The organism is Mycobacterium sp. (genome assembly GCF_050701515.1).
Classification (GTDB): domain Bacteria; phylum Actinomycetota; class Actinomycetes; order Mycobacteriales; family Mycobacteriaceae; genus Mycobacterium.
Window position 1 is genome coordinate 1 of sequence record NZ_JBOGDB010000317.1, and the last position, 7,768, is coordinate 7,768.

Consider the following 7,768-nt stretch of genomic DNA (forward strand, 5'->3'; position numbering starts at 1 on the left):
CCGTTGCTCCGTCGGTGCGGATCGTGCCGGCGACGGCGGTCGCTCGTGCGCGGGTCTCGGGGGCCAGGGCCGCCGCGAGCGCGGCGGATAGCGACTCCGTCGTCGGGGTCGGGCCGTCGTGCGCCGCGCCGATGCCCAACGCGGCCACCCGGCCTGCCCAGTACGGCTGGTCCGCAATCTGGGGTACCACCACCTGAGGCGCGCCGGCCCGGGCGGCCGTCGTCGTGGTGCCCGCGCCGCCGTGGTGCACGACGGCGGCCAGCCTGGGAAACAGTGCCTGATGATTGACCTCGCCGACGACGAAACAGTCGTCCCGGTCGTCGATCAGGGCCAGGTCGGCCCAGCCACGGGAGACGAGTACGCGAGCGCCCTGCGCGCGGATTGCCTCGATGGCCACCCGGGCGGCGTCGTCCGGGGCGCGCACGCTGCTGAAGCCCACATACACCGGTGGTGTGCCGGCCTCCAGGAACGCCTCCAGATCGGCTGGGAGCGGGCGTTCGTCCGGCAGGATCCACGCGCCGGTCTGTACGACGTCGAGGTCCGGCGAACCAGGCCACGGGCCCAGCGTCGGATCCGCCGCCAGCCACGGCTGGTCGGTGAAAACGTGGTCGCGGACGTTGTCCACCGGTGGCAGCCCCATCGCCGCCCGACGGGCGTTGAGCGGTGCGCCGAAGAGCGCTTGGACCCGCTCGGCATCCACGTCCCACAGCACTCGGTTGTCGGTCTCGCCGGGCGGGAACGGACGGCCCGGCCGCGGCAGCGGCTTGAAGTGCGGCGACGGCAGGACCGGCGGAGTGAACGTCACGCACACGTAGTGGATGCCGAGCACCTCGGCTATCGACCGCTGGCCGGCGGGCATCAGGCCGGTTGCCACCAATGCGTCGCATCCCTCGGCGGCTGGGGCCACGGTGTCGAACTGACTGGCTACCAACTCGGCCGCGACCCGGGGCGCGTCCGCTTCCGTCGACGGTTTCGGACCGTGGACCAACGCGCGCACCGACTGGCCGGACGCAACCATCGGCACGTCGACACGGGCCGGCTGCTCCGCGAAGTCCGGTGGCGCGCACATCCGCACCTCGGCGTCGAGTGCCCGCAACGCCACCGCTAGTCCCAACATCGGTTCGACGTCCCCGCGTGATCCCCACGTCGACAACAACACCCGCATTTCGCTCCCCCATTTCCCCGAATTTTGGCTTCGGCCTGGGGGTACCTCCCGGCCGAAGGGCAGGGGGACGATTCTGCGGCACGACCCGGGTCTTGCCGCAAGCCCCCGGGTGCGATATATGTTGAGAGTGGAAGGGAGTCGACACCCCTCCCACCGCCGACGCTTCCGCTACCCAAACTGCCCGGGCTGGTAGTCACCAGCGGGCTGCTGGATCATGACGTTCAATCTGTTGAAGGCGTTGATCAGGGCGATTTGGGAGACGATGGCCGTGAGCTGGTCGTCGTCGTTATGCTTGGCTGCGTTCGCCCAGGCCTCATCCGTGACCCCACCGCCGTCGGCGATGCGGGTTCCCTGCTCGGTGAGTTCGAGCGCTGCCCGCTCGGCCTCGGTGAAGACCTTCGCCTCCCGCCATGCGGCCACCAGGTTCAGCCGCACCGGGTCCTCGCCAGCCCGCGCGGCCTCCTTGGTGTGCATGTCGAGGCAGACTCCGCAGCCGTTGATCTGGCTGGCTCTGATCCTCACCAGCTCCTGGGTTGTCGTAGCCAGGGCCGAGTCAGCGACGACCTTGCTCGCCGAGACGAAGTGCTTGATGAGCTTCGCCGCCATGTCGTTGTTGAGAATGTCGAGCCGAGCTTCCATGGTGATCTCCTTGATTGCAGTCATGCCTTCAGGACACCGTGGATCGCCCAGATGTGACGTGACGTGTCACGTGTCACATCGGAATGGCTCGGCTTTACCTTTCAACCCGCCTGTCGCGGCGCTGCTCGAGCTCGTCGTCATCGACCAAAACAAGCATCGGTTGCCCGGAGGCGCACATCATCGTGACGAGGAATCGGAGCTGGATATCGGTTCGGTTGTTGGCGTCCGAGTAGTGGATCACGTCGCCGCCAGGTTCCCAGAACGCCTCGCCGGCCTTGATGACCCGCGGCGGCTCACCTTCCAGCTCGAAGAGCATTTCGCCTTCCAGCACGTAACCGAACGCTGGCCCACCGGGATGACGGTGTGGCGGCACGCCGGGATCGCTGGGCGGATACTCGACCACGACGGTCATCACCTCCGGGTCTGCGGGCAGAAAGGGCGGAGTGACGCTCTGAATCACCGTCAGCTTGTTCTGCAAAGCGGCCATCGGATCTTCCGGCATTGATCTCCTCCTCTGAGTTAGACCGCTTACTTGATGCCGACCACCATCGAGTCGGTGCCGCCGAGCTGTTCGACATAGCTTTCGCTGAAGCCCGTGTCGGCCATCCAGCCGCGACAGTCCGCACCCGTGAAGTCGAAGCCAAGGCCTTCGATGAGCATGTTGAGACTCATCAATAGGCCGAATGCGTTTTCGCGCCGATCGTCGTCGATGAGCGCTTCGTAGACAATGAGAGCCCCTCCCTCCGGCAACGCGTCGTATGCCTTCTGCAGGAGCAAGCGCTTTTGGTCCATTTCCCAGTCGTGGAGGATGTGGCCCATGATGAGAACGTCTGCTTTTGGCAACGGGTCTTCGAAGAAGTTGCCGGGCGTGAAGGTAAGGCGATCGGCGGGCCCGAATTTGGCGACATAGGAGTTGAAGATGGGCTCCACGGGCGGCAGGTCAAAGCCGCCGCCAGTGAGGTGGTCATGTACCGTCGCGATAGCAACCACGACGGCGCCTTGGGCACAGCCGATGTCGATCACGCTGCCGTAGTCGCGCCACGGGAACTTGGCCGCTATCGCATCGCCTGCCGCGCGGCTGAGTCCGGTCATCGCACCGGTGAACTGCGCGAGCTTCTCCGGATCCGCGTACAGAACCTCAAAGAAGTCGCCGCCTGTTTTCACTTCACTCTGCGGCTGCCCTGTCCGCAGAGCCTCGGTCAGGGATCCCCAAAACCCGTACAGGCGAACGCTTCCCATCTCCAATATCCCGCCCATGTAGGTGGGCTTCGCCGGGTCAAGGAATAGATCGGTCTCCGGGGTGTTCGAGTACTGGCCATCGGTGCGAGCGAGCATGCCGAGCGCGACCAGGGCGTCGAAGAAGTCTCTCGCGCTGCGCGGATGCAGGTCGAGTCGCTCGCGGAGTTGCTCGGCATCCAGCGGGCCGGCCTCGCAAAGCGTCCCGAACACTTTCAACTCGACAGCGCTCAGTAGCGTCTTCGAGCCCCAATACGCGGTTCCCAGCCGCATGATCGCATCGGGAGTCAGTTCACCCATATGACACCTCGCTCTTGGAAGGTCGTGTCGTCCAACACTCGAACTTAGCTGCGCGTCTCTCCCACGTCACGAAAGTGCGTAGTCCTCGTCGCCATAGCGCTCGCGAAACCCAGCGATGCCGGCCAACCTGCGGGCCGGCTCCCTCGTCCCACCAGCAGGCCCGGCAGGTCGGGCTCCATTCCCCCATCCGGGTCACGTCCGACACCAGCGCATAAAGATCGTCGGGTGCCATCGCCACTGGAATCGAATCGGACGTCGTCAACTCGGTCACGAGTCGATTCTGCCAGTGTCTGTCTCGTGAACTCAGCCGTGCGTCATCGGCTCTGCAGGAATGCTGCGAGCTGATCGCAGGTAAGCGTCCACCCGTTCTCGAAGTCCTCGAATTCCGATGGGGGCATTAGGGAATGCTCGATGGACATGAGTGTCTGATCGTCGCCGAACGGCTCGAAGGCGACGTTGACGACACTTTCCACCGTCGGGTCGGGCCAATTCGAGTTCGTCCAGGTGATGCGCAACAAATGCGGACGATCGATGGCCAGGAAGCGCCCTGTGATCAGGACGCGGGTGCCCGAGTCGTCAACGTCGAACCGCACACTCCCCCCGACGCGAGGTTCGACGGCGACGTCGACCACGCGGACCGGATCCGGACACATCCACTCCTCCAACGACTCAGGATCGAGCCATTGGTCGAATACCACTTCTGGTACGGCGGGTATGACGCGTTGCACTCGGACAGTCGCCCCATCGCTCATCGTGCACGCTGCTTCCGGCGCAGCCGAGCCGACAGCGCGTCCGCACGTGTCGACCAGAAGTCCGTTTGCTCGTTGATCCATTGCTGGGCCATCGTCAATCCGCCGGGCTGTAGGGACAGCCAGTGCTCGCGGCCGCGCACCTCGCGCCGCACGAGTCCAGCCGACTCCAACACGCCAACGTGGCGCGATACACCGGCGAACGTCATCGGCAGCGGCTCAGCCAAGTCGGTGATGCGCGCATCACCCTGGCGCAGCGTCTCCAACAGCCAGCGGCGAGTCGGATCGGAGAGCGCAGCGTACGCGCGATCCAACACCTGATCTTCAACCATGTTGTTGACTATACGGTCGCGCGTGATTGTCCTGCGGAATAGATATTCAACGGTTATGTTGAACATTGAAGAGCTTATACCGCCCGGCTGAAGGAGAACGCATGAAGACACCTGCGATTGTGTCGGCGCAGGAGTGGCAGGCTGCGCACCAGGAAATGCTCGTCAAGGAGAAGGAGTTGACGCGGGCGCGTGACGCGCTGGCCGCGATGCGCCGGCGGATGCCGTGGATGCTGGTGGAAAAGCAGTACGAGTTCGAGGGGCCAGACGGCAAGGCGAGCCTGCTCGACCTTTTCGACGGTCGCCGTCAGCTGATCGTCTACCGGGCCTTCTTCGGGCCCAGAGTTTTCCACGGGCCCGACGACCAAGGGTGGCCCGACCATGCCTGCGTCGGCTGCTCGTTGATGGCCGACCACATTCCCAACCTCGCCCATCTCAACGCCCGCGACACCACGCTGGTCTACGCCTCGCCGGCCCCGCAGGCGGACATCGCGCGGATCAAGGCGCGGATGGGCTGGGAGCACATCCCCTGGTACACCATCACCGACGACTTCGACGTCGACTTCGGCGTCGACGAGTGGCACGGCCATAACGCGTTCATCCGCGACGGCGACCGCGTGTTCCGCACCTACTTCACCAACGATCGCGGCGACGAGGCGTTCGTCAGTACCTGGAGCTTCCTCGACATGACCGCGCTGGGGCGTCAGGAGACCTGGGAGGACTCCCCGGAGGGCTACCCGCAGACCCCGCCGTATGAGTGGTGGGACTGGCACGACGAATACGGCAAACACGAGCCCTCCCGGTGGTTCGAACAGTGATGCGCGCGTCGGTCGCCGATCCGCGCCTGATGGCTCGGCTCTATCAGGAAACGAGGGAACGGATCATCGCGCTCGTGACGGGACTCGATGATGCCGCGTGGAGAGCCGCCGTTGCGGCCCGTCCCGGCTGGTCGGTGCGTGACGTGGTGGCGCATCTGACGGCAGTTGCCGAGGACTGGGTGAGCGGGCGTTTGACGGGGGCGCCCACCGACGAAGAGACGGCAGCCCAGATCGCCCGGTTGAGCGGCTACGACGTGGCCGAGACCCTGGCGGCCTGGACCGCCGCGGCGGCACGGCTGGACCACATGGCCGAAATACGGCTCCGCACTTCGCGATTCGAGGCCCTGGGCCGGTTGAGCGGGCCGCCGCAGCCGCGCCCAGCTCGCCGCCATGGACTGGTCGGGCGACCCAACTCAGGTGCTCGATCGTCTGTACATGTTCGGTCCCGCCGGCGCCGACATCGTCGAGTGGCAGGAGCCAGTCATGAACCATCCGCCCGATGCACCGAGCATGCCCGAGGCCGTCGACCGGGCCGCCTTCCAGGCCGAAGTGGACAGCCTGCGGGTTCGGGAGAAGGCGCACACCCGAGAGGCCGACGCGGTCGCCGCGGCCCGGCGACGCCTACCCATGGTCGAGGTAGACGCCAACCTCGAGCTGATCGGGCCTGACGGTCCGCTCACTCTGCTCGAAGCGTTCGAAGGGCGCCGACAGCTCCTCGCCTACTACTTCATGTGGAACGCCGGCCGCCCCGCGCCCGAGCAGTGCGAGGGCTGCACGTGGTGCACCACCCAGGTCGCGGAACTGTCCTACCTTCACTCCCGCGACATCACCTACGCGGTCTTGTGTCAGGGTGCCTACGACGAAAGCAAACGCTACCGAGACTTCATGGGCTGGGATATGCCGTGGTACTCGGCACTCCCCTCCGTCGATGCTCTTCTCGTCGGGCGTCAGATCGGCCTGATGCACCTCGTGTGCTACCTACGGGACGGCGACCGCGTGTTCGAAACCTACTGGACGAACTACCGCGGCGTGGAGGCAATGGACTACAGCTGCGCGCTGATGGACCTCACCGTGTACGGACGCCAAGAGCCGTGGGAGGACTCGCCTCCCGGCTGGCCGCAGCGGTGGACGGGCACCGCCGAGCGATGGCGGACCAACGGACGCCCAATCGTCCAGTGGTCCCGGCTCGAAGCCGGACGCTCCGACGACCTCACCGTTGGACCCTGATCGGGTGCGGAGAGCGCGCCATGATCGCCTTCGTCTGTGCCATGCCGATGGAGCTGCGCCGGTTGCGACGGCGGCTGCGGCTCCGAAAGATTGACATCGGCTATGCCGGACGGATCGGTGACCGTCCAGTGATCGCGGTGATGACCGGGATGGGCATGGCGCGCGCCGGCGCCGCGGTCAGCCAACTGCTGGACTCGGTCGATGTCGAATGGGTGATCGTCGTCGGCATCACTGGCGCTATCGAGAACGAGACCCCGATCGGCACATTGGTCTTGCCCGAGCTGGTCGTCGATGGCACCGACGGCTCCCAGCACCGACCCAAGCCACTCCCCCTCGGCAACGGGAACGGGACGATCTGGACCACCGATGAACTTCTTGTCGATCCGGCGGTTCACGCCGATCTGCGGGCCCGGGGGGTGGTGTCGCTCGACATGGAGACGGCCGCGATCGCGGAGGTGTGCGAGGACTGCGGCGTGCCATGGTCGGTGGTGCGTGCGATCAGCGACCGGGCCGGCGACGGCAGCGTGGACGCCGAAATCTTCGGACTCGCCAGCCAGGACGGCTCGGCGAACATCCCGGCCGTGGCCCGCTACCTGATCAGGCACCCCGGCGCGGTGCCCCGCCTGGTTCGCCTGGCCAGAGGCTCGAAGCTGGCTACCGAGCGGGCCGCCGACGCCGCCATCCGGGCCGTCGGCATGTGGCACTATCGCGCAGGTGACTAGTAGGCCCGCCGCTGCGCAGAACCTGCGCGACCTCAAGCTGCTACGCCGTGTCCGCGACAGAATGGACCGGGAGTACGCGCAGCCGCTGGACGTCGAGGCACTCGCCCGCGATGTGAATATGTCGGCCGGGCACCTCAGCCGCCAGTTCAAGATCGCCTACGGCGAGTCGCCGTATTCCTATCTGATGACGCGACGGATCGAACGCGCGATGGCGCTGCTGCGTCGTGGCGACCTGTCCGTCACCGAGGTCTGCTTCGCGGTCGGCTGCTCGTCGCTCGGCACGTTCAGCACTCGCTTTACCGAGCTGGTCGGCGTCTCACCCAGCACATACCGGAGCCAGGCAACTGGCGCGACGGCGGGGATCCCGTCGTGCGTGGCGAAACAAGTGACCAGACCGATCAGGAATCGAGAAGCGTTGGTCTCCGACGCGCAGCTAGCGTGACCGCCATGGACGTCACCATCAACGCAAGTTTCCTCCCGCACACCGACCCGGACGAGTCGCTGGCGTTCTACCGCGACGCTCTGGGCTTCGACGTCCGCAAGGACGTCGGATACAAAGACATGCGCTGGATCACCATCGGTC

11 protein-coding genes and 2 pseudogenes are annotated in these 7,768 nt (G+C 65.9%); 6 read left to right on the forward strand and 7 right to left on the reverse strand.

Going from position 1 to position 7,768, the window contains the following annotated elements; genetic code table 11:
- From ACRDU5_RS22810 to ACRDU5_RS22840, 7 genes and pseudogenes are all read right to left on the reverse strand, one after another.
- Positions 1-1,165: glycosyltransferase (locus ACRDU5_RS22810; protein ID WP_526617263.1), on the reverse strand; the 1,165-nt coding region annotated here is incomplete at its 3' end.
- Between the two features lie 168 nt (positions 1,166-1,333).
- Entirely contained in the window at positions 1,334-1,804 is a 471-nt protein-coding gene (locus ACRDU5_RS22815; protein WP_526617264.1) for a carboxymuconolactone decarboxylase family protein, read from the reverse strand.
- A 94-nt stretch (positions 1,805-1,898) separates the two neighbouring features.
- Positions 1,899-2,306: a cupin domain-containing protein gene (locus ACRDU5_RS22820; protein ID WP_526617265.1), complete on the reverse strand. Its 408-nt coding sequence runs from the start codon at positions 2,304-2,306 to the stop codon at positions 1,899-1,901.
- A gap of 26 nt (positions 2,307-2,332) precedes the next feature.
- Positions 2,333-3,340: a methyltransferase gene (locus ACRDU5_RS22825; protein WP_526617266.1), complete on the reverse strand. Its 1,008-nt coding sequence runs from the start codon at positions 3,338-3,340 to the stop codon at positions 2,333-2,335.
- A gap of 49 nt (positions 3,341-3,389) precedes the next feature.
- Positions 3,390-3,611, reverse strand: a pseudogene (locus ACRDU5_RS22830) (SRPBCC family protein); the annotation flags it as partial.
- A gap of 43 nt (positions 3,612-3,654) precedes the next feature.
- On the reverse strand, positions 3,655-4,092 hold the full coding sequence (locus ACRDU5_RS22835) for an SRPBCC family protein (RefSeq protein WP_526617267.1): 438 nt from the start codon (positions 4,090-4,092) through the stop codon (positions 3,655-3,657).
- Positions 4,089-4,421 (reverse strand): ArsR/SmtB family transcription factor, encoded by a 333-nt coding sequence (locus ACRDU5_RS22840; RefSeq protein ID WP_526617272.1) that lies wholly within the window; start codon positions 4,419-4,421, stop codon positions 4,089-4,091. The genes ACRDU5_RS22835 and ACRDU5_RS22840 overlap by 4 nt, the downstream gene beginning before the upstream one ends.
- Positions 4,422-4,522: 101 nt before the next feature.
- Here ACRDU5_RS22840 and ACRDU5_RS22845 point away from each other — a divergent pair, with 101 nt between their 5' ends.
- The 6 genes and pseudogenes from ACRDU5_RS22845 to ACRDU5_RS22870 all read left to right on the forward strand — a co-directional run.
- Positions 4,523-5,236 carry a DUF899 domain-containing protein gene (locus ACRDU5_RS22845; RefSeq protein ID WP_526617268.1) on the forward strand — a complete coding sequence of 238 codons (714 nt, stop codon included), beginning with the start codon at positions 4,523-4,525 and terminating at the stop codon, positions 5,234-5,236.
- A 29-nt stretch (positions 5,237-5,265) separates the two neighbouring features.
- Positions 5,266-5,517, forward strand: a pseudogene (locus ACRDU5_RS22850) (maleylpyruvate isomerase N-terminal domain-containing protein); the annotation flags it as partial.
- A gap of 136 nt (positions 5,518-5,653) precedes the next feature.
- Complete coding sequence (locus ACRDU5_RS22855) at positions 5,654-6,463, forward strand: DUF899 family protein (RefSeq protein WP_526617269.1); 810 nt, start codon at positions 5,654-5,656, stop codon at positions 6,461-6,463.
- A gap of 20 nt (positions 6,464-6,483) precedes the next feature.
- Positions 6,484-7,185, forward strand: a complete 702-nt coding sequence (locus ACRDU5_RS22860) for a phosphorylase family protein (RefSeq protein WP_526617270.1) — start codon at positions 6,484-6,486, stop codon at positions 7,183-7,185.
- Positions 7,178-7,627 carry a helix-turn-helix transcriptional regulator gene (locus ACRDU5_RS22865; RefSeq protein ID WP_526617271.1) on the forward strand — a complete coding sequence of 150 codons (450 nt, stop codon included), beginning with the start codon at positions 7,178-7,180 and terminating at the stop codon, positions 7,625-7,627. The genes ACRDU5_RS22860 and ACRDU5_RS22865 overlap by 8 nt, the downstream gene beginning before the upstream one ends.
- Before the next feature lie 5 nt (positions 7,628-7,632).
- Positions 7,633-7,768 (forward strand): VOC family protein (locus tag ACRDU5_RS22870; protein ID WP_526617273.1); only part of this gene is annotated, 136 nt, incomplete at its 3' end.